The following is a 21,020-nucleotide window of genomic DNA, read 5'->3' on the forward strand; positions in this document are numbered from 1 at the left end:
TCTTTAATCGCTTTATCTAATTCTTCTAAAAAGTCTTTTATTATATTCCTTCCAAGTTCATCAGTCGATTCTTTAACTACCTCAACAAGTTTTGTAAAATCCCATTCTTTTGACAGCATTTCTTCTACATTTTTTATTAATTTAGTAGTGAAATTTATTAAATGTTGTTGTATAATATTATTCAAAAGAGACACCCCCTTATTGGTTTGTGTTTTTTCCACTTTTTATTTTACCACAGGGGTTGTCTCTTTTAAATTTTTTGTCCTTTTTCGTCCTACAATAATTTTACACTATGTGCAATATGAATTTATTACACAAATCGACAATTATTTATCAATACCTATTGTTGCATAATTATAAATTGCAGTATGTAATTATCTTTAAATATATGTTATAATGTATAAAATAATTTTATAAACTATATTAGATAAAACTAAAAAGGGGGAAATATAATGGGCATTAAATTGGCAGTTGTTGGTGCAACAGGTATGGTAGGTAGGAAATTTCTTGATGTACTTAAGGAAAGAAACTTTCCTATTGAAAATCTTTTTCTTTTCGCGTCTTCAAAATCAGCTGGAAACGTAATCAATTTTAACAATAAAGATTATATTGTTGAGGAACTTAAGGAAGACTCCTTTGATAGAGGTATTGATATCGCCTTGTTTTCTGCTGGTGCATCTACAAGTTTAAAATATGCACCAATTGCAGCAAGTAAAGGCTGTATAGTTGTTGATAATAGTAGTGCTTGGAGAATGAACGATGATGTACCTCTTGTTGTTCCTGAAGTAAATCCAGAGGATATAAAATGGCATAAGGGTATAATTGCAAATCCTAACTGTTCAACTATTCAAGCTGTGGTCGCACTAAAGCCTCTTGATGATAAATACAGAATAAAAAGAATTATCTATTCAACATATCAAGCAGTATCAGGTGCCGGGATGGGTGGATATGAAGATTTAATAAATGGAATAAAGGGAGAAAAACCAAAAAAATTCCCTCACCCAATTGCATATAACATAATACCCCACATAGATGTATTTATGGATAACGGCTATACAAAGGAAGAAATGAAAATGATAAACGAAACAAGAAAAATACTGCATAGACCTGATTTAAAGATTACAGCAACAACTGTTAGAGTTCCTGTATTTTATGGTCATAGCGAATCGATAAATGTGGAGTTTGAAAAGAGCTTTGAAATAGATGAGTTAAAGGAAGTATTAAAGCAAAGCAAAGGTATAGTGCTTATGGATGATGTTAAAAATAATGTTTATCCTATGCCAATATTAGCAGAGGGAAAAAATGAAGTTTTTGTTGGAAGAATAAGACGTGATGAGAGCATTGAAAACGGTATTAATATGTGGGTTGTAGCAGATAACATAAGAAAGGGTGCTGCAACAAATGCTGTACAAATTGCTGAACTTTTAATCAAGTAGTGCTATATAATAATATTAAGGATATTTTTTTAGAAAGGATGGGTTATAAATGAGCCTATTTACTGGAAGCGGTGTTGCAATAGTAACGCCATTTAACGAAGACGGAGTTGACTTTAAAAAATTAGAAGAACTTATTGAATGGCATATAGACCAAAAGACAGATGCAATTATTATATGTGGAACAACTGGTGAAGCCTCAACTATGTCTGAACAAGAGAGAAAAGAAACTATTAAATTTACCGTTGATGTTGTAAAGGGAAGAATACCTGTTATTGCTGGAACAGGAAGCAACAATACTAAAGCTGCAATAGATATGAGTAGGTGGGCTGATAGCATAGGTGTTGATGGCCTTTTAGTTATAACACCCTATTATAATAAAACAACCCAAAGAGGAGCAATCGAACATTTTAAAGCAATAGCTTCTGCTGTTACAAAACCTATTATAATCTATAACGTACCTTCAAGAACTGGATTTAATATACTCCCTGAAACTCTATTTGAACTTTCAAAAATTGATAATATAGTTGCTGTAAAGGAAGCAAGCGGTAATATATCACAAGTAGCTGAAATTGCACAGCTCTGTGGTGATAACCTTGATATTTACTCTGGAAATGACGATCAAGTAATACCAATAATGTCACTTGGAGGTAAAGGGGTTATTTCTGTAGTTGCGAATATTCTTCCTAAAGATACCCACGATATGTGCCAATTATTCCTACAGGGTAAATACAAAGAAGCATTAAAGATACAACTTAATATGATTCAATTAATAAAAGCATTATTTATTGAAACTAATCCTATCCCAGTAAAAACTGCTATGAATCTAATGGGAATGAAGGTAGGACACTTAAGACTGCCTCTTGTTGATATGTCACCTAAAAATCTTGAAATATTAAAAAAAGAAATGATCAATTACGGAATAAAGCTTGCTTAGAGGTGAATGTATGAGAGTATTATTGCACGGTTGTAATGGACGTATGGGACAGACTTTAACAAAAATTATATCAACACTCAATGATATTGAAGTTGTATGTGGTGTTGATAAGGATACAACAAAATTTATCAATTCTTATCCAGTATATTCAAAATTAGATGAAGTTAAAGAAGAGGTTGATGTATTAATTGATTTTTCAAACCACACCTGTTTGGATTCTATTTTAGAATATGGTAAGAGGAATAAAGTTGCATTAGTAATCTGTACTACAGGTTTTTCTGAAGAGGAAAAAAATAAAATGTATGATGCCTCTAAATTTATACCTATACTCAATTCTGCTAATATGTCCCTTGGTGTTAATTTAGTTTTATCTTTAGTTTCACAAGCTGCAAAGGTACTCTATGAAAATTTCGATATAGAAATAATAGAAAAACATCATAATCAAAAGCTTGATTCACCAAGTGGTACAGCATTAATGATTGCAGATGCAATAAATAAATCATTAGAAAATGTATTAAACTATAGTTATGGTAGACATTCAAAAACTCAAAAGCGAGAAAAAAATGAACTTGGAATACATGCTGTTCGCGGTGGAAATATAGTTGGTGAACACGAAGTATTATTCGCAGGTCCCTTTGAAAATATAGAAATTAAGCATTCTGCCCTTTCAAGAGATGTATTTGCCTATGGTGCAATAAAAGCCGCAAGATATTTATTTGGAAAAGAAAATGGTTTTTATACAATGCAGGATGTAATAAACAGTTAACCTTATTAACCAATTGTTGGATATTAAAATAAATTTATAGCTAACCCCATAAAGGATATATATGCATTCATCTGTAATTAATTTTAAAATATCCTTTATGGGGCTTTTAAAAATTAGTGTCTTCTGATGGAGGTTATTATGGAAAATTTACTTAACAAAGATGTAAGAAGCATTGAAATATCGGGTATAAGAAAGTTTTATAATATGGTATCAAAATATGATAATGTAATCTCACTTACTATAGGACAACCAGATTTTAATACACCAAATCACATAAAAGAAGCTGCAAAGTTAGCATTAGAAAATAACAAAACTATATATACTCACAATGCAGGGATTATTGAACTAAGAAGAGCTATATCAAATTTTGTTCAAAAAAAATATAATCTATATTACAATCCCGATGATGAAATTATAGTAACTTGTGGTGCAAGTGAAGGAATATTTATAGCACTTAAAACTATATTAGATATAGGCGATGAAGTATTAATTCCTGCACCCTGTTATCCGGGATATGAACCTGTCGTAAAACTATGTGGTGCAAAGGTAAAATACATAGATACTTCAAATACTAATTTTAAATTAACTAAAAAATTGCTTGAAGATAATATAGGCTCTTCAACAAAATGCATAATTATTCCTTATCCATCAAACCCAACAGGTCAATGCTTAAACTTAGATGAATTAAACGAAATAGCAGATTTCATTAAAGATAAAGATATATTTATTTTATCAGATGAAATATATAGTGAACTTGTATATGAAGAAAGACATAATTCAATAGCAGCACTTAATAATTTAAAGGATAAAACAATTGTAATAAACGGACTGTCAAAATCCCATTCTATGACTGGATTTAGAATAGGATATACACTATCACCAAGTTACATAACAAAACATATGATTAAAGTTCATCAATATCTAAATACTTGTGCTACATCTATAAGCCAATATGCTGCCCTTGAAGCTCTAACAAATGGAATAGATGATTCAATAACAATGAAGAATGAATATAAAAAAAGAAGAGATTATGTTTATGATAGACTTATAAAAATGGGATTTGATGTTGTAAGACCTAAAGGAACCTTTTATATATTTCCAAATATAAAAAAGTATTCAAACAACTCATTTAACTTTGCTTTAAGTTTATTAGAAAATGAAAAAGTTGCAGTTGTACCTGGAAGTGCCTTTTCGCAATATGGAGAAGGACATATAAGGATTTCCTTCGCATATTCGATGGAGGAATTAAAATTAGGATTAGATAGAATAGAGAAATTTATATCTACTTTATAAAAATATAAATTGCCCACCTATTAAGGTAGCAGATTGTTGACAAACCTAATTATTAGCTAAAGTATAAAAAAGCCCCATGAAAGGATTTCAAAGGCTCTTTCATAAGCATTAGCAATTCTTGCTTTTCGATTTTGAAAAAGTCCGTAATTCGGCACAGGACGTGCCGAGCCGAGCGGCCATCAGGACGATGGCATCGCGAAGGTAGGACTTTTTCAAACAAAGAAAAGCTTAGAATTTCTTAGCGAAATGAACCGATGCCTAAGAAATCCTTCATGGGGCTAATTATTACATAACTTTTTCAAAACTCTATTCCTTTTCTTGCTGGAACTCCTTCATTGAAATAATGCTTAATATCCTTCATTTCAGTTATTAAATCCGCAACATCTGCTATTTCTTTAGGAACATTTCTTCCTGTTAGTATTATTTCTATATTTTCTGGTTTAGATTTTAAAAACTCCACTACTTCTTGTACATCTAAAAGTTTATTTGATAAAACTCCCATCATCTCATCAATAATCAAAACATCGCATTCCCTATTTTTCAAAACTTCCCTGCAAAATTCAAAACCTTTATCAATATCCTTTTTAAGTTCAATCTTTTCATCTTCACTTAAGGTCCAGAAAAATCCTCTTGGCCTTTCAAATCTAAAAACCTTAAAATCAGGCTCTAATCTTTTTAAACTATGTAGTTCACCTGTATCATTTCCCTTTAAGAACTGTACCATATAAACCTTAAGTCCTCTTCCTACAGCTCTTACTCCTTGACCTACAGCAGCAGTTGTTTTACCTTTTCCATTACCTGTATAAACTTGAATACATCCTTTTTGTAGCAAAATATCACCCCCATAATATCCTTAATTATAGAATACTACTTTTATTTGTATTTGACAAACTATTTATACTATTGTATATTTATTGATAATAATTTATAAGGAGGGTAAATAATGGATATGAAAACAGAATATGATCTAACAAATCCATACGAAATAGCACGATACATCAAGGACGCTAAAAAAACTACGCCTGTCAAGGTTTATATAAATGGAAATTTACAAGGCATTGAAAATGAAGACATAGATATATATGGAGAAGGAAACTTTTTTATTCTATTTGGAGAAAATCATTTAATCGAAAAGTTTATTAATGAAAATAGAGATAAGATTAAAAAATATAGAATTGAATGGGACAGAAGAAATTCTGCAATACCTATGCTTGACATTAGGCATATTGAAGCAAGAATTGAGCCTGGTGCAATAATCAGAGAAGGTGTTTCAATCGGTAAAAATGCGGTTATAATGATGGGTGCTGTAATTAATATTGGTGCTGAAATAGGTGAAGGTGCAATGATTGATATGAATGCTGTAGTTGGTGCAAGAGGTAAAATAGGAAAAAATGTTCACGTTGGAGCTGGTGCTGTTATTGCAGGAGTTTTAGAGCCTCCAAGTAAAGACCCTGTTATTATTGAGGATGAGGTTCTAATTGGAGCAAATGCAGTTATATTAGAGGGAGTTAAGATTGGAAAAGGTGCTGTAGTTGCGGCAGGCTCTGTTGTAACAGAGGATGTGGAACCATATGTAGTTGTTGCTGGCTCTCCAGCTAAAGTAATAAAAAAGGTTGATGAAAAAACAAAAAGTAAAACACAAATACTTGAGGACTTAAGAAAATAAGTTAACAAAAGGTTAATACCTTTTGTTAACTTATTTTTTACTCATCAACCTTATCCATCTTTGTAATAGATACCTCATAAGCTGTTCTCTTTACTGTTTCAGTTTCTGAAATCTTCTTTTCATAATCTCTACTTTGTATTCTTCCGGTAATCTTTATATGAGTCCCTACTTCAAGTGTACTTGAAAATCTTGCATTTCTTCCCCAAGCAATTGCTGGTATGTAATCTGATTTATTATATGGTCTATTTACTGCAATTAATATGTCTGTTATTTCTCTTCCAAATGGTGTAGTTCTATAAACTGGCGCCTTACAAATATAACCATCTAAATATATTTCATTGGGGCTTGTACTAATAGTATCAATGTTATTAATATCCCTTGCAAAAACAGTTAGTATTAATCTATTGGTACCATCTACCACTTTATTATAGGACCTCAACTGTCCTTTAATACTAACTATCTTTCCAATACTTACATCAACAGTTGGTAGAAGTCTTTCTGATACAGTAATAGGAAGCCTATCAACAGTTTCACTTAACCTTGGAACTTCAACAGTAAAGTTATAAAAAGCTTCCCCAAACATTTCGTGACTATAGGATAGTTCCGAAACTACCTTACCTTCAATATACACTTTGTTTGATGTTAATTGATAATCGTTCATAATCCCATCCCCTTTGTACATTTTTGATTTTACTATCTAAAATATAAATATTATGATTTTTATTTTTTTATACCTATTTTTTTAAAATTCATAATCCAAACACAAAGCTGTACTTAAGGCAGCAAGATAGTAATAAACATCTTGATATTTGCCCTTTACTTTAAGTGGTTTTTCAAAGGGCTGAACCAGTTTACCATTTATAGTTACTATACTTCTCTGAAGACAATAACTAAAGCATAATTCATTCATATCGTCAATACTTGAGGCTGAAACTGTTGTACGTTCATTTAAACCGTATGTAATGGGATAAACTTTTTCACATACATAATCTATCTTTTGAATTGAATCTGCATTTAGAATAATATATCCATTTTCCTTTAGATTTGAAATTAAATTTTGATAAGACTTAATCAGACTTTCCTTTTCATATTCAAGAGCAGTGTGTATTAGTATATCAAACTTTATTTTGTTTATTTTGTTGTTAATTATATCTTCTCTTGAAATCTCTATAATTATATAATCTATACTATTTCTTAATAGATTAAAAAATGATTCCTCACTATCATCCTTTGTTCCAATTACATAGGCATTTTTTTTATGTTTCTTAAAAAATTCTAATAGTACATCACCCACAAAGGACTTTCCTCTACTTCCAAATATACCAATTATTATCATAATGAAACCTCCTCTCTTATTTTAATATCTTGTACATTTTTTTATTATTTATTCAAAGGAGGAGGCTTAAAACATATTAATAATGTATGTCTTATTCATTTAATGGCTTCTGTCTACCTGTAAAATCAATATAATAATTATCCTTATATATCAAATCCGATACCTTAACAAATTCATATCCTTTATTTTTTAGTTCCTTTATAATTGTGTCTAATGCTTTTACTGTTTCCATACTACTATTATGCAGAAGAATTATCGAACCATTTCTTGTCTTTGATATAACTGTTTTTTCAATTTGCTGATGGGATATAGTCCTCCAATCAATAGGGTCAACATCCCATTGTATGCAATAATGGCCGGTTTCTTCTATTGCTTTAATTACTTCACTGTTGTAATCACCATATGGTACCCTCATCAATTTAGTTTCCTTTCCCGTTATCTTTTTTATTTTACTACTTGCTGTAAATACTTCCTCCTTTATTTTAGATTTTGTAAGCCTTGTAAAGTAAATATGATTATTTGAATGATTTCCTATTTCGTGCCCCTTAGTATCTATTTCCTTTACTCTGTTTGGATATTTATCTACCCACGTTCCTAATATAAAAAACGTTGCTTTTACATTATTATCATCTAATACTTTTAAAATAGAAGGTATATACTCATCCCCCCATCCAATATCAAATGTTAAAGCAACCCTCTTTTCCTTAGTTTCTACCGAATAAATAGGCAAGTCAGCTTTAGAATTTAAAAAAACATCTATAAGCTTATACCCACCTGATAGTTTAAATAATACTGCAATACAAACAATTAAACAAACAACCCCAATGTTTTTTATTTTTTCTTTACTTAAAATAAAAATCTTCAATACTCTATCCCTCCAAAACATTCTATTTATACATATTTATTTTAATAAATTTAAATTTAAAACAACTGTATTAAATTTTTAAATAGAAACAAATAATAAAGATAAGGTCAATAAAGGAGGGATTTTTATGACCATGCGAAGGGCACGCTTTACAAACCTGTTTGGGCATCAAGAGGAATTTGCTTCAGAAAACCTATTAGGACAAGATAGACATTACCACAGAGAAGCAAAATCTCAAAAGGCTCAATTAGAAAGTGTTAAACGACATGGTACAAGAAAAGACAGAAAAATCCCTATCAAAGAAAAATTGACCTAAAAGGGTTGCAATCTGCAACCCTTTTCCTTTAACTTCCTAACATATTTTTTACTAAACTACACAAATTATAACTAAACAAAAACATAAGTACATAAGGAGGAATAAAAATGGCAGCAGGACAGAATGGTTCAGGAAGAACTCAATTAGTTCCAGAGGCTCATCAAATTTTAGACAACATAAAATATGAAATAGCATCAGAGTTTGGGATTCCAGTATATCAAGGCTCTGAAGACTATTGGGGAAATATCCCATCAAAGGATTGCGGAAGAGTCGGTGGGGCAATGGTTAAAAGAATGATTGCACTGGCTGAAAAGGAACTTATGAGCGGAAAACAATTAGAAAAACTATAAACAGGAAGGGATTAACCCTTCTTGTTTTTATGTCTATATTGTTGTAAAAAATTAATCCTATTTTGTTGAAATATAGATAACTTTGTTGGTATAATAAATTTGATATTAAATGAAGAGGTGAAAAAATTAAATGGATGTAACAGATTTAGCCATAAACAAACTAATTATTTTATACATACTAAATAAACTAAATAAGCCATCTACTAATTCACAGCTAACACAAATTATATTAGAAAATAACCTAATAAACTACTTTACTCTTCAGCAGTATATATCTGAACTCATAAATACTGGTTTTATAAATACCATAACCGATAACAAGAAACAATATTTAGTAATTAGTAGTAAAGGCTCTGACACATTGAATTTCTTTTTAAACAGAATACCCGATGCAAAAATTGAACAATTAGATGATTATTTTGAAAACAAAAATGAAAGCACACAGAAAATAGAACCTGCTGCTGAATATATGCCAATTAAGGATGGATTTGAAGTAAATTTAATTTTGAAAAAGGGAGCAAAAAATCTAATTGAAATAAAGCTTCCAGTAAAAACTATGGAGGATATTGAATTGATACGAACTAATTGGAAAAATTCTGGAGAAGATATATACAATAATCTAACAAACCTACTAAATAAAAAATAAAAAACATCTCGAACTATATGTAAAAGCCCTATGAAGGAATCTTTATACCTCTATCCTTTCATAGGGCTCTTATATAACTTTTTAATCAACTACATAATATAAATTATGCCTTTTATAATTCTATTTTAAAATCCTATCTGCCATTTCATTTTCATTTAATCCAACCTTTAATGTTTTAGCAGCTTTAATCGTATCATTACATATAATTTTCGCCACATTAACAAGTTCCTTGGGTATTTTATCCTCATTTTTAATTGCAAAATAATATATCTCACAAGCCAGCTTAACTCGTTCTTTAATATCAACAGACAATTTTTCCTCCCAAAACATAATGCTTTAATATATTATATTCATTCTTCTTCTTTTTTAAAAATAGAATTCAATATTCTTCTAACATCACCTATCATATAAAGTGAACCACAGAATACCAAAACATCATAATCCTTATTATTTATAGTAAATTCAACAGCCTCCTTCATATTATCAAAGGCTACTGCCCGTTTACCTCTTTCTTCTATAAATTCTTTTAAATCTTCTGCCTTTAGTGCTCTTAAACTTTCGGGAGTTACTGTTATAAAATCATCACAAACTTTTGTAAGCTCATCTACCATTTTTATATAATCCTTATCCTTTAATACTCCAAATACCATCTTTATCCTTTTGTTTATAAAATATTTATTTAATCCATATATAAGTTCCGTAATTCCCTGAACATTATGTCCACCATCAAGAACTATATATGGATCCTCCTTATATATCTCAAATCTACCTGGCCATACTGATTTTTCTAACCCTTCATATATAGCTTTGTCTGAAACAGAATATCCTAAATCCCTTAAAACCTCTATTGCCATAAGGGCAGTTACAGCATTTTTAACTTGATACCTGTTTATCATCCTTATCCTCAAATCCTTATATATCCTATTTTTTATTTTTACATCAAACATTATTCCCTTAACTGTATCTTCCTTTACATCCCATTCTGCATCTTTTACATAATAAATCTTCGAATTCATCTCCTCTGCTCTTTTTTCAATAACACTCTGTGCTTCTTCGACCTGAGGATACAAAACTAAAGGTCTATTTCTTTTAATTATTCCTGCCTTCTCATAGGCAATCTTTTCTATAGTATCTCCTAAAATATTAGTATGATCGTAACTTATAGAAGTAATTATTGAAAGAAGTGGGTTTACAACATTTGTTGCATCCAGCCTTCCACCAAGTCCAACCTCTAACACTACAAAATCAACCTTCTTTTCAGCAAAATACTTTAATGCACAGGCAGTTACTATTTCAAACTCTGTAGGATGTTCATATCCCTCAACTACAACCGTATTAATAATTTCCTTTATCTCTTCTATAAGCCCTGCAACATCCTCTTCAGATATTTCTTCATTGTTTATTTTAATTCTCTCTGTAAATCTCTCTAAATGTGGAGATGTATATATACCTACTCTATATCCCTCTTCAATCAAAATATTTGAAACAAAAGTCACCGTTGAACCTTTGCCATTGGTACCTGCAACGTGTATAACTTTTAATCTTTCCTGTGGATTCCCTAAAAGTTCACATATTCTTTCTATTCTTTTCAACCCAAAGTTCATTCCAAACTTTCCAACACTCTCTATGTACTCTAAAGCCTCTCTATAATCCATAACATCACCTCGTATAAAATACTACATAAATTATATCATAAAAAATAGGGTGTTTAAAAACACCCATTATTTCATCCTATACCTGCTTATATACTCATTAAAATTCCAATTTTCAAGGAATTTTTTTGCTGAATTATATCCTGACATATATAGTTTTTGCTTCATAGAATTAGATATAGAAAAATCAGTAGTATTTACTCCAAGAGTAGGAATCAAAATAGTTCTTACAAAATCCTTATTTTTTATATACCTTAATTCATTCTCCTCAAGCATAGTATTTACAATGTCCATTATATAATCCCTCAAGGATATATAATCTTTTTTGGGCTTTGGTGCTGGTTCCTGCAACTTAAATCCAAAGGTTGGCCAACGTGGGACACCATCAACATCAAATATCCAAACAGGGAAATTACTTAAAATTCCACCATCAACTATATAATGAGTCTCTTCCTTTACCTTTAATTTAACTGGTTTAAAGTATAGTGGAATGCTCATACTCATACGTACAGCCTTTGCCACATCAAATTCTAAAGGATCTATTCCATATTCCTTTAAATCATCTGGAAGTATTAATATATCCTTTTTAGTTATATCTGATGCAATTATTTTTAGTATTGGTTCATCATTTCTAATGAAATCTTTAAATTTTACCTTTCCTTTTTTCTCTAAAAGGTATTTAAGCCACCTTTCAAATTCATCTCCTGAATAAATGCCCTTACTAACAAAAAGTCCTAATATTCCCCCTATTAGTGGCAATGCTTGAATTGAATCTTTATCTTGAAATTTAATAAAATCAAAGTTAAATAGAATCTGTTTTAATTCATCTGCACTATAACCTGCTGCAATTAAAGAAGCGACAATTGCACCGGCTGATGTGCCTGCAACCTTGTTGAATCTATACCCTCTATCTTCTAAACATTTAATAGCTCCTAAGAAGGCAATCCCCTTTACTCCTCCACCCTCAAACACAGCATCAATATACATCCAAATCATTCCATAAATTACTCATAGTATTATAATATGAATAAATACTGAATTTGTTTTTTATGTATAAAAAAAACGTAAGTAGTGTAGAAATCCACTACTTACGTTAATCAATTACTTAAGTGCATTAAGTCTTTCAATTACCTTCTCAAGCATTTCTTTATACTTTGCAAGTTTTTCCTTTTCCTCATCAACAAGTTTTTGTGGTGCCTTTGCTACAAAGTTTGGATTATTAAGTTTGCCTTCTGCCCTTTCTACTTCCTTTTCAAGCTTTTCTTTTTCTTTAGTTAGCCTTTCAATTTCCTTTTGCTTATCTATTAAATCCTCAAGAGGCATATATATTTGTGCACCCTCTGTAACCTGAGATACTGCATCCTTTGGTATTTCATTTTCGCCTATGAATACAACCTCAGATGCAAAGGCAAGTTTTTCAAAATAAACAGCACCATCTTCAAAGGCCTTCTTTGCGGCTTCATTTGAAGGTATAATCATTATCTTTGCTCTTCTTGAGTTTGGAACATTCATTTCTGCCCTTATATTTCTTATGGCTCTTATAGCATCAATTACATACTCCATTGATTTCATATCTTCTTGATAATTTCTATCTTCTCTAAATTCTGGCCATTTAGCTATTGTTATTGATGGTGTTTCATCAGTTATATGCTTGTAAATTTCTTCTGTTATAAATGGCATAAATGGATGTAGAAGCTTTAAGCTGTCCTTTAATACTTCAATTAATGTTATTTGTGCTGCAGCCTTTGACTTTTCATCATCTCCATATAATCTTGGTTTTACAAGTTCAATATACCAGTCACAAAGTTCTGACCAGATAAAGTCATATATTTTTTGTGCTGCAATACCAAGTTCAAATTTATTTAGATTATCAGTAACTTCCTTTGCTACTTCATTTATTCTACTTAGTATCCATCTGTCTGCTGTATTTCTTATGTCATTTGCTTCACTCTTGTATCTATTTACAAGCTCCTCATCATAGTTCATAAGCATAAATCTTGATGCATTCCAAATCTTATTTGCAAAATTTCTTGATGCCTCTACCCTTTCCATATAGAATCTCATATCATTTCCTGGTGAGTTTCCTGTAACAAGGGTAAATCTTAATGCATCTGCACCATATTTGTCTATTATCTCAAGTGGATCTATACCATTTCCAAGGGATTTTGACATCTTTCTTCCCTGTGAATCTCTAACAATACCGTGTACTAATACGTGCTTAAATGGCACACTTCCCATTTCATTTATTGCTGAGAATATCATTCTTGCAACCCAGAAGAAGATTATATCATAACCAGTAACTAAAACATCAGTTGGGAAGAAATACTCTAAATCCTCTGTCTTGTCAGGCCAGCCTAATGTTGAAAATGGCCATAGTGCAGAACTAAACCAAGTATCTAACACATCTTCATCCTGTTTCAAATTAGAAGAACCACATTTTTGACAAACATCTGGCTCATCTGATGATACAATTACCTCTCCACAGTCTTGACAATACCAAACAGGAATTCTATGTCCCCACCAAAGTTGTCTTGAAATACACCAGTCTTGAATGTTTTCCATCCAGTTGAAATAAACCTTTGCAAATCTCTCTGGAACAAATTCAACTTCCCCATTTTTTACAGCCTCAATTGCTGGTTCTGCAAGCGGCTTCATCTTTACAAACCACTGCTTTGATAAAAGTGGCTCAACTGTTGTTCCGCATCTATCGTGGGCACCAACATTATGATTATGCTCCTCAATCTTTACAAGTAGCCCTAATTCTTGAAGATCATTTACTATTTGCTTTCTTGCATCATATCTATCAAGTCCAGCGTATTTGCCGGCAAGCTCATTCATTGTTCCGTTATCATTCATAACAACTATTTGTTCAAGATTATGCCTTTGACCTACTTCAAAGTCATTTGGATCGTGAGCTGGAGTAATTTTTACAGCTCCAGTTCCAAATTCCATTTCAACATATTCATCAGCTATTATTGGAATTTCTCTATTTACAAGTGGAAGAATTAGAGTCTTTCCTATTAAATGTTTATATCTTTCATCATTTGGGTTTACTGCAACTGCAACATCTCCAAGCATTGTCTCTGGTCTTGTTGTTGCAATAACTATATATTCGTCGCTATCCTTTACAGGATATTTAATATGCCATAGGTTACCTTGCTTTTCTTGATATTCAATTTCTGCATCTGAAAGAGCTGTCATACATCTTGGACACCAGTTTATAATTCTATTTCCTCTGTATATAAGTCCCTTATTATATAATCTAACAAATACTTCTCTAACAGCCTTATTTAAACCTTCATCCATAGTAAATCTTTCGCGAGTCCAGTCACAGGATGCTCCCATCTTTTGTAACTGCTTTTTTATCCTCTCTCTATAGGTATGTGTCCAATCCCAAACGTGTTTTAAAAACTCCTCTCTTCCTATCTCCTTTTTATTTATTCCCTTTTTTGCAAGTTCCGCCTCAACCTTAACCTCTGTCGCTATACTTGCGTGGTCCTCTCCAGGAAGCCATAGTGTTTCATATCCCTGCATTCTTTTCCATCTAATTAATGCATCTTGAAGGGTATTATCAAGGGCATGCCCCATATGAAGCTGTCCTGTAATATTTGGTGGTGGCATTACTATTGTAAAAGGTTTTTTAGTCTTATCAACTTGTGGTGTAAAATATCCCTTTTCTAACCATTCATTATATAATCTTTCTTCAAACTCCTTAGGATCATAATTCTTTGCTATATTCTTGTTATCTTCCATTTTAGAACCTCCTTTATTATATAATACTCATAATCTTCAAACATCCTATTGCTGCAATTGTTAATCCTATTAACTTAATAATAAGTTCTTTATTTTGGCTAAAGTTAAATAGTTTAACTATTTTTTTAGATCCATAGGTTAATATACCACCAACTACTGCTAGTATGTACCCCACTAAAACACCTCCATATAAAAAGGCCCTTCGCACTCTAAGGGCGAAGGACCGCGGTACCACCTTAATTCTGCAAAAATGCAGCTCTTATTTTAATAACGGTTTCCCGTTTCATCCTACTCTTCTTCAGATGAAAAGCTCCAAAGCTACCTTCGATAGCACTTTACCTAAGAAGACCTCTCAGCCTATGAGTCTTCCTCTCTTTTAGGTGTTACTACCTACTCCTCTTCTTCACAGCCTCTATCTATTGACTTTTATTTATTATTATATTACAAAATACTACATTGTCAACATATTTATCTTCTATTTTGAAGAAGAAGATAAAAACCACCTAATACCATAACTACAGGTATAAAATACTGTCTAACAAAGGATTTAACCATTATGTAAAGCTCGTTAGTTCCAAAGGCTTTATTTACTATCGAAAATACCCCCGCCAAAATCAATAAAACTGCTAATGTGTTTATTAAATATCTTATATCTATTTTTTTTCTATTGCCATAGGCATCTTTGCTATAAAATCCACTAAATATAAAATAATCATCCTCTACATATTTACCTGCATCTAAAAGCGAAGCAGTCTTGAAGGTATCCACAAAGGCATATATCCAAATAAAAAATTGTAATATACCACCAATAACACCCAATCCAAATAACGAAAACACAGGTTTAATTAATAAAAATAGTGCAAGTGCCTCCAGTCCCTTTCTATAAAGACCTAAATACATATATCCAACACCTGGAATTAGTGCTGCTATAAATGTAGAAAGTGAATTTCTCCTCATATTTCTCACCTCTTCCCTTTGTTTTATATAATTATTACATTTTTTAACCATAAAATCAAGATTAACACAGACGAAAAATGTAACTAAACACCCCCAAACAACATATTATAAATTGATATAAAAAAAAGGAGATGTATATATGAAATTCAAAAAAATATTAGCTGTAATATCTATTTTGATTTTAACCTTATCTGCTTTTTCTGGATGTAAAAAAGAAGAAACAAAGAAGGATTTAGTAAAGGTAAGACTTAATGAAGTAGTTCGTTCAATCTTCTATGCACCTATGTATGTTGCAATAAACCAAGGATTCTTTGAGGAAGAAGGAATTGAGATTGAGCTTTCAACAGGGCAAGGTGCAGATAAAACAATGCAGCAGGTTTTATCCAAAAACGCAGACATAGGTTTTTGTGGACCTGAACAGGTTATATATCTTTATAACCAAGGAAGAGAAGATTATGCTGTTTTATTTGCACAACTCACCAAAAGAGATGGCTCCTTCCTTGTTTCAAGAAATAAAGAAGACAATTTTGCTTGGGAAAATTTAAAGGGTAAAACAATTATAGGTGGTCGTCCTGGTGGGGTTCCTGAAATGACATTAGAGTATGTATTAAGAAACCACGGTCTAACTCCTAATAAAGATGTAAATATAATAACAAACATTGCATTTACAGCTACAGCACAGGCCTTTAAATCTGGTACTGGTGACTATGTTGCCCTATTTGAACCAACAGCAAGTATGCTTGAAAAAGAAAATGGAGGTTATGTCGTTGCATCAATCGGTAAGGCCTCTGGAGAAATTCCTTACACTTGTTTCTTTGCAACTAAATCATATATAAACGAAAACCCTGATATCATACAAAAATTTACCAATGCAATTTATAAGGGAATGCTCTGGACTGAATCTCATTCTTCAAAGGAAATAGCTGAGGCAGTTAAAGACTTCTTCCCAGGTTCTGATATCGATATATTAACCAAGGTTGTTGAAAGATATAAACAACAGGATACTTGGGCTAAAACACCAGTTTTAGAGGAGGATTCATTATCAAGACTTATGGATATTATTCAATCCTACAACCCAAGCTTAATTCCAAAACGTCCTCCTTATAAGGATATAGTAACAACCGAATTTGCTAAAAAAGTTATTGGTAAATAATATTTATGTATATGCCCCTTGATGAATTTAGTATATCATCAAGGGGTTAAAGCTAAAACATAACAAAAATTAAATATAAGCGAGAGTGATAAATATGGGCAAACTAACTCTGTGTAACGTATCTATGACATATCATACTCTACACACCGAAACAAAAACCCTTGATGATATAAGTATTAAAGTAGATGAAGGTGAATTTGTTGTACTTGTTGGGCCTTCAGGATGTGGTAAATCTACTCTGCTTTCAATTATAGCTGGTCTTATTACTCCAACAAGTGGTTCAGTTTATTTAGATAACAAAATAATCTCCTATCCCTGCAATAAAATAGGGTATATGTTCCAAAAGGATACATTGTTTGAATGGAGAAGCATTTATAAAAACATTACTTTAGGACTTGAAATAAGAAGAGAATTAACTAAAGATAATATAGACTTTGCAAATAACTTAATTGAAAAATACGGCCTTTCATCCTTTAAAAATTATTATCCAAGTCAACTATCTGGTGGGATGAGACAGAGGGTTGCATTGATAAGGACTTTAGTTTTAAACCCTGAAATACTATTGTTAGATGAACCATTTTCTGCATTAGACTACCACACAAGATTATTAGTTTCTGATGAAATATATAAAATTATTAAAGCAGAGGGAAAAACTACTCTAATGGTAACCCACGACATAGCAGAGGCAATTTCTCTTGCTGATAGAATTATTGTATTGAGCTCAAGACCTGCAAAAATAAAAAAGGAGTTTAATATAAATCTTAGTATAGAAAATAGAACACCCCTTACCTCAAGAAATGCTCCAGAATTTAAGGATTACTTTAATTTAATATGGAAGGAGCTTGATAAATATGATAAATAATACTCCTTCAAAGGAACATTTGGAATATATCTCTAAAATTAAACGCAGGAATACGCTAATTACACTATGTAGAATTTTGATATTAATAATTTTTATAGCACAATGGGAAATAACTGCACGTCTTAACATCGTTGATCCCTTCTTAGTAAGTCAGCCATCTAAAATTGTAACTACCTTCTTTAAGTTGATGCAGGAGGGACATCTTTTAAGGCACACCTATGTTACCTGCATAGAAACTATAATAGGTTTCATATCTGGTACTATTATTGGTACCTTAATTGCTATTATACTTTGGCTTTCAGATTTTATTAATAAAGTTTTAGAACCATACCTTGTTGTACTAAATGCCCTACCTAAAATTGCATTAGGCCCAATTCTAATCTTCTGGGTTGGTAATGGGCAGCCTGCCATAATTATAATTGCACTTACAATATCCTTAATAGTTACCATTATTTCTGTTTTAACCGGATTTAATGATGTAGATGAGGATATGATAAAGCTTGTTAAAACATTTGGAGCAAATAAATATCAAATACTAAAATATGTCGTTCTTCCCCACAGCCTTCCTGCTATAATTTCAACATTAAAGATAAATGTAGGGCTCTCTTGGGTTGGTGTTATAGTTGGTGAATTTTTAGTAGCAAAAGAAGGATTAGGATTTCTTATAGTTTTTGGTGGGCAAGTCGCACAGTTAGATATGGTTATGTTAAGTATAATAATACTTTCTATAATTGCATATATAATGTATGCAATTGTAAGTAAAATAGAATCAAAGTATATAAAATAAAAATATGGACTGAAAACCAGTCCATATTTTTATTATTCATTCATTAGATCTTCTATCATTTTCTTATATTCCTTAACCATTTCGTGGGCCTTTTCACTGCTTAGAACTCCATTTAGAGTCTTAGTTTGGAAGAATCTTTCTGGAATCTTTATGCTGTCTAAGCTGTATCCAAGTTTTGCCTTTATTTGATATTTAAGCTTTTGTATATCCTTTGCAAATTGAGTAAGTTCTTCATTTGTCATATTAATTCCAACAGCCTCTAATGCTTCAAGAACTATATCTCTTGTATATACCTTTCTTGCAAATAAACATATTACTAAGCTTGTTAGAATGTTTCTTTCTAATTCTTCGTCATAAACCTTCTTAACAATATCTTCTTCCTTTGGTTTTGATTGGTCTATTGAATATCCACCATTATCAAGGTGTGAGTGTCTTGAACCAACAGCAAATCCTACAACATTTCCATATCCTGTATGATATCCTGCCATCTCATTTCCACCTAAATGGCAAGCAAAATCTGAACCACCATAAACCTTTGAAGCGTGAACTACACCTTTTCCTAAATCTTCATAGAACTTATTCTTTCTTGTTGAAATATACTTAACTGCTGCAATATAGTTTTGAACAATACCAAATTCAAATGGTACAAGTGTCTCTTCAAGTGAAACATATCCTCTCTTGTACGCTTCTGTTGCCCATCCTAAAACAACACCTGTTGATATAGCATCAAGTCCTTCGCTTTCAACAACGTCAATTAGTTCAAGTATTTCGTCAGTTGACTTTATACCAAGGAATGTACCAAGTGCGAAAATAAGCTCGTGGTCATATGATACATTTATTGTTTCATATTCATATCCTGCATCAAATTCTCTTCTTACTTGACCAATGTGGATACATCCTATTGGACATCCTGCACAAGCAACCTTTCTTACAAGATTATCTTCTGCAAACTTTTCCCCTGATACATCTTCTGCAAAATCTATCTTGTTCTTTTGAAGGTTGAAGGATGGTAGTGAATGCATTTCATTTAGAGGAATAACGTTAACTGGAGTACCAAGTTCGTGATACTTCTTCATTAGGTCAGTGTTTAGAACCCTATCATATATCTTGTCATAAACTTTTCTATATTTTACCTTTAATTCCTGTGGTATATCCACTGTATTGTTTCCAATAACAACTATTGCCTTAAGGTTCTTTGAACCCATTACAGCACCAAGCCCAAGTCTTCCAAAGTGTCTGTATGTATCTACGTTAACACCTGCATAAGTTACAAGGTTTTCACCTGAACGACCTATTCTAATTGAGCTTCTTACACCACTTCCGTGTGTAGTTTGTCTTAATATCTTACCTGTTTCTTCAACAGATAATCCCCACATAGCTCTTGCATCTCTAAATTGTACTCCATCATCAATTAGAAGATATTGAGGATGTGCTGATTTACCAGTTACAACTATAGCATCAATACCAGCAAATCTCATAGCCATTGCAAATCTTCCACCTGCATGGCTCTCTCCATATTCCTTTGTATGTGGAGAATAAAATGTTGCAACTGTCTTTGTACATACTGGCATTACAAAAGAAAGAGGTCCTATTGCATAAATCATTGGCTGAGCTGGATCAAGTGGGTCAAGCTCTGGCTTTATATTTTCATCAAGAAGCTTTGCTGCAAGACCTGTACCTCCAAGATATTTAACAAGGTCCTTTCTTTGCTCGTATCTATAATCTTGCTTTTCAAGGTCTATATAAAGAACATTAATGTAGTCTCTTGCTAGCATATTATAAAACCTCCTTCGTTGTAATACATCTGTGTGGACAATACTTTGTACAATATCCACAATGAGTACAAATTATTGGATATCCCTCTTCATCAAATCTAATTGCATTTACTGCACAAGCAACTCCACAGGCACCACACTTTGTACATTTATCTTTGTGGAATACTACTCCTCCGCCTGTTCTCTTTGTTAGAGCACCAAACTTACAAGCCTCCATACAAGCTGGTTCTTCACATCCACGACAAATATTTATAACAAATTCACCTGTATAACCACCTGATGTTTTAACTTCTATTGCTGAGTTAGCAATTGAATATTCTCCTCTAAGTCTTGCACAGGCTTGACGGCAAGATAAACAACCTATACATCTTCTTCTGTCTGCTACCTTCAATACCTTTGCCATTTTTACACCTCCAATATTTAAATATGCAATTGTTTATTATATAACTTGCAATATAAACAAATGCTATTAT

At 31.8% G+C, this 21,020-nt stretch carries 23 protein-coding genes, 1 pseudogene and 1 other annotated feature; of the genes and pseudogenes, 11 read left to right on the forward strand and 13 right to left on the reverse strand.

Features of this window, described 5'->3' with window-relative positions; genetic code table 11:
* Positions 1–185, reverse strand: a pseudogene (locus BUB63_RS08885) (UPF0236 family protein); the annotation flags it as partial.
* A gap of 267 nt (positions 186–452) precedes the next feature.
* Between BUB63_RS08885 and BUB63_RS08890 the strand changes: the two are divergent.
* From BUB63_RS08890 to BUB63_RS08905, 4 genes are all read left to right on the forward strand, one after another.
* Positions 453–1,436, forward strand: a complete 984-nt coding sequence (locus BUB63_RS08890; protein ID WP_027307667.1) for an aspartate-semialdehyde dehydrogenase — start codon at positions 453–455, stop codon at positions 1,434–1,436.
* Positions 1,437–1,485: 49 nt separating this feature from the next.
* The gene (gene dapA / locus BUB63_RS08895; RefSeq protein ID WP_073249186.1) at positions 1,486–2,370 is read left to right on the forward strand and encodes a 4-hydroxy-tetrahydrodipicolinate synthase; all 885 of its coding nucleotides are present in this window, start codon (positions 1,486–1,488) and stop codon (positions 2,368–2,370) included.
* Positions 2,371–2,380: 10 nt separating this feature from the next.
* A complete protein-coding gene (gene dapB / locus BUB63_RS08900) occupies positions 2,381–3,136 on the forward strand; it encodes a 4-hydroxy-tetrahydrodipicolinate reductase (protein WP_027307669.1) in 756 nt (251 codons plus the stop codon).
* 138 nt (positions 3,137–3,274) lie between these two features.
* Positions 3,275–4,429 carry an aminotransferase A gene (locus tag BUB63_RS08905; RefSeq protein ID WP_073249188.1) on the forward strand — a complete coding sequence of 385 codons (1,155 nt, stop codon included), beginning with the start codon at positions 3,275–3,277 and terminating at the stop codon, positions 4,427–4,429.
* A gap of 298 nt (positions 4,430–4,727) precedes the next feature.
* Here BUB63_RS08905 and BUB63_RS08910 read toward each other — a convergent pair whose 3' ends face one another.
* Positions 4,728–5,264 (reverse strand): cob(I)yrinic acid a,c-diamide adenosyltransferase, encoded by a 537-nt coding sequence (locus BUB63_RS08910; RefSeq protein WP_027307671.1) that lies wholly within the window; start codon positions 5,262–5,264, stop codon positions 4,728–4,730.
* A gap of 114 nt (positions 5,265–5,378) precedes the next feature.
* On the opposite strand from BUB63_RS08910, the gene dapD reads away from it, so the two are divergent.
* Positions 5,379–6,095 carry a 2,3,4,5-tetrahydropyridine-2,6-dicarboxylate N-acetyltransferase gene (gene dapD, locus BUB63_RS08915; RefSeq protein WP_035165660.1) on the forward strand — a complete coding sequence of 239 codons (717 nt, stop codon included), beginning with the start codon at positions 5,379–5,381 and terminating at the stop codon, positions 6,093–6,095.
* Positions 6,096–6,132: 37 nt separating this feature from the next.
* Here the strand turns inward: dapD and BUB63_RS08920 are convergent, their stop codons facing one another.
* The 3 genes from BUB63_RS08920 to pdaB form a co-directional block, all read right to left on the reverse strand.
* The gene (locus tag BUB63_RS08920; protein WP_073249190.1) at positions 6,133–6,756 is read right to left on the reverse strand and encodes a single-stranded DNA-binding protein; all 624 of its coding nucleotides are present in this window, start codon (positions 6,754–6,756) and stop codon (positions 6,133–6,135) included.
* 81 nt (positions 6,757–6,837) lie between these two features.
* Positions 6,838–7,431: a Mur ligase family protein gene (locus BUB63_RS08925; protein ID WP_073249191.1), complete on the reverse strand. Its 594-nt coding sequence runs from the start codon at positions 7,429–7,431 to the stop codon at positions 6,838–6,840.
* 91 nt (positions 7,432–7,522) lie between these two features.
* Positions 7,523–8,296 (reverse strand): polysaccharide deacetylase family sporulation protein PdaB, encoded by a 774-nt coding sequence (gene pdaB / locus BUB63_RS08930; RefSeq protein ID WP_073249193.1) that lies wholly within the window; start codon positions 8,294–8,296, stop codon positions 7,523–7,525.
* A gap of 127 nt (positions 8,297–8,423) precedes the next feature.
* Between pdaB and BUB63_RS08935 the strand changes: the two genes are divergently transcribed.
* The 3 genes from BUB63_RS08935 (at position 8,424) to BUB63_RS08945 (ending at position 9,608) form a co-directional block, all read left to right on the forward strand.
* Positions 8,424–8,612 carry a hypothetical protein gene (locus BUB63_RS08935; RefSeq protein WP_027307676.1) on the forward strand — a complete coding sequence of 63 codons (189 nt, stop codon included), beginning with the start codon at positions 8,424–8,426 and terminating at the stop codon, positions 8,610–8,612.
* Between the two features lie 107 nt (positions 8,613–8,719).
* The gene (locus tag BUB63_RS08940) at positions 8,720–8,962 is read left to right on the forward strand and encodes an alpha/beta-type small acid-soluble spore protein (RefSeq protein WP_027307677.1); all 243 of its coding nucleotides are present in this window, start codon (positions 8,720–8,722) and stop codon (positions 8,960–8,962) included.
* 130 nt (positions 8,963–9,092) lie between these two features.
* Positions 9,093–9,608, forward strand: a complete 516-nt coding sequence (locus tag BUB63_RS08945; RefSeq protein WP_027307678.1) for a DUF4364 family protein — start codon at positions 9,093–9,095, stop codon at positions 9,606–9,608.
* A gap of 120 nt (positions 9,609–9,728) precedes the next feature.
* On the opposite strand, the gene BUB63_RS08950 is transcribed toward BUB63_RS08945, so the two are convergent.
* The 6 genes from BUB63_RS08950 to BUB63_RS08970 form a co-directional block, all read right to left on the reverse strand.
* On the reverse strand, positions 9,729–9,920 hold the full coding sequence (locus BUB63_RS08950) for a hypothetical protein (protein WP_027307679.1): 192 nt from the start codon (positions 9,918–9,920) through the stop codon (positions 9,729–9,731).
* Between the two features lie 38 nt (positions 9,921–9,958).
* The gene (locus BUB63_RS08955) at positions 9,959–11,263 is read right to left on the reverse strand and encodes a bifunctional folylpolyglutamate synthase/dihydrofolate synthase (protein WP_073249195.1); all 1,305 of its coding nucleotides are present in this window, start codon (positions 11,261–11,263) and stop codon (positions 9,959–9,961) included.
* Positions 11,264–11,329: 66 nt separating this feature from the next.
* Positions 11,330–12,247, reverse strand: coding sequence for a patatin-like phospholipase family protein (locus tag BUB63_RS08960; RefSeq protein ID WP_073249197.1), 918 nt, complete (start codon positions 12,245–12,247; stop codon positions 11,330–11,332).
* Between the two features lie 114 nt (positions 12,248–12,361).
* Entirely contained in the window at positions 12,362–15,013 is a 2,652-nt protein-coding gene (locus BUB63_RS08965; RefSeq protein ID WP_073249198.1) for a valine--tRNA ligase, read from the reverse strand.
* Between the two features lie 16 nt (positions 15,014–15,029).
* Positions 15,030–15,188 carry a hypothetical protein gene (locus tag BUB63_RS13615; protein ID WP_156897855.1) on the reverse strand — a complete coding sequence of 53 codons (159 nt, stop codon included), beginning with the start codon at positions 15,186–15,188 and terminating at the stop codon, positions 15,030–15,032.
* Between the two features lie 33 nt (positions 15,189–15,221).
* Positions 15,222–15,429: a binding site (T-box leader), on the reverse strand.
* A 52-nt stretch (positions 15,430–15,481) separates the two neighbouring features.
* Positions 15,482–15,970: a hypothetical protein gene (locus tag BUB63_RS08970; protein ID WP_073249201.1), complete on the reverse strand. Its 489-nt coding sequence runs from the start codon at positions 15,968–15,970 to the stop codon at positions 15,482–15,484.
* 139 nt (positions 15,971–16,109) lie between these two features.
* On the opposite strand from BUB63_RS08970, the gene BUB63_RS08975 reads away from it, so the two are divergent.
* The 3 genes from BUB63_RS08975 to BUB63_RS08985 all read left to right on the forward strand — a co-directional run bounded on the left by BUB63_RS08975 (position 16,110) and on the right by BUB63_RS08985 (position 18,772).
* On the forward strand, positions 16,110–17,123 hold the full coding sequence (locus BUB63_RS08975) for an ABC transporter substrate-binding protein (RefSeq protein WP_027307684.1): 1,014 nt from the start codon (positions 16,110–16,112) through the stop codon (positions 17,121–17,123).
* 94 nt (positions 17,124–17,217) lie between these two features.
* Positions 17,218–17,985: an ABC transporter ATP-binding protein gene (locus BUB63_RS08980; protein ID WP_073249203.1), complete on the forward strand. Its 768-nt coding sequence runs from the start codon at positions 17,218–17,220 to the stop codon at positions 17,983–17,985.
* The gene (locus tag BUB63_RS08985; RefSeq protein WP_027307686.1) at positions 17,975–18,772 is read left to right on the forward strand and encodes an ABC transporter permease; all 798 of its coding nucleotides are present in this window, start codon (positions 17,975–17,977) and stop codon (positions 18,770–18,772) included. The genes BUB63_RS08980 and BUB63_RS08985 overlap by 11 nt, the downstream gene beginning before the upstream one ends.
* Before the next feature lie 32 nt (positions 18,773–18,804).
* Here BUB63_RS08985 and BUB63_RS08990 read toward each other — a convergent pair whose 3' ends face one another.
* Both BUB63_RS08990 and BUB63_RS08995 read right to left on the reverse strand, forming a co-directional pair.
* Complete coding sequence (locus tag BUB63_RS08990) at positions 18,805–20,547, reverse strand: aldehyde ferredoxin oxidoreductase N-terminal domain-containing protein (protein WP_073249205.1); 1,743 nt, start codon at positions 20,545–20,547, stop codon at positions 18,805–18,807.
* 1 nt (position 20,548) lies between these two features.
* On the reverse strand, positions 20,549–20,950 hold the full coding sequence (locus BUB63_RS08995) for a 4Fe-4S binding protein (RefSeq protein WP_027307688.1): 402 nt from the start codon (positions 20,948–20,950) through the stop codon (positions 20,549–20,551).
* Between the last annotated feature and the right edge of the window lie 70 nt (positions 20,951–21,020).

It is taken from the genome of Caloramator proteoclasticus DSM 10124, assembly GCF_900129265.1.
Lineage (GTDB): Bacteria > Bacillota > Clostridia > Clostridiales > Caloramatoraceae > Thermobrachium > Thermobrachium proteoclasticum.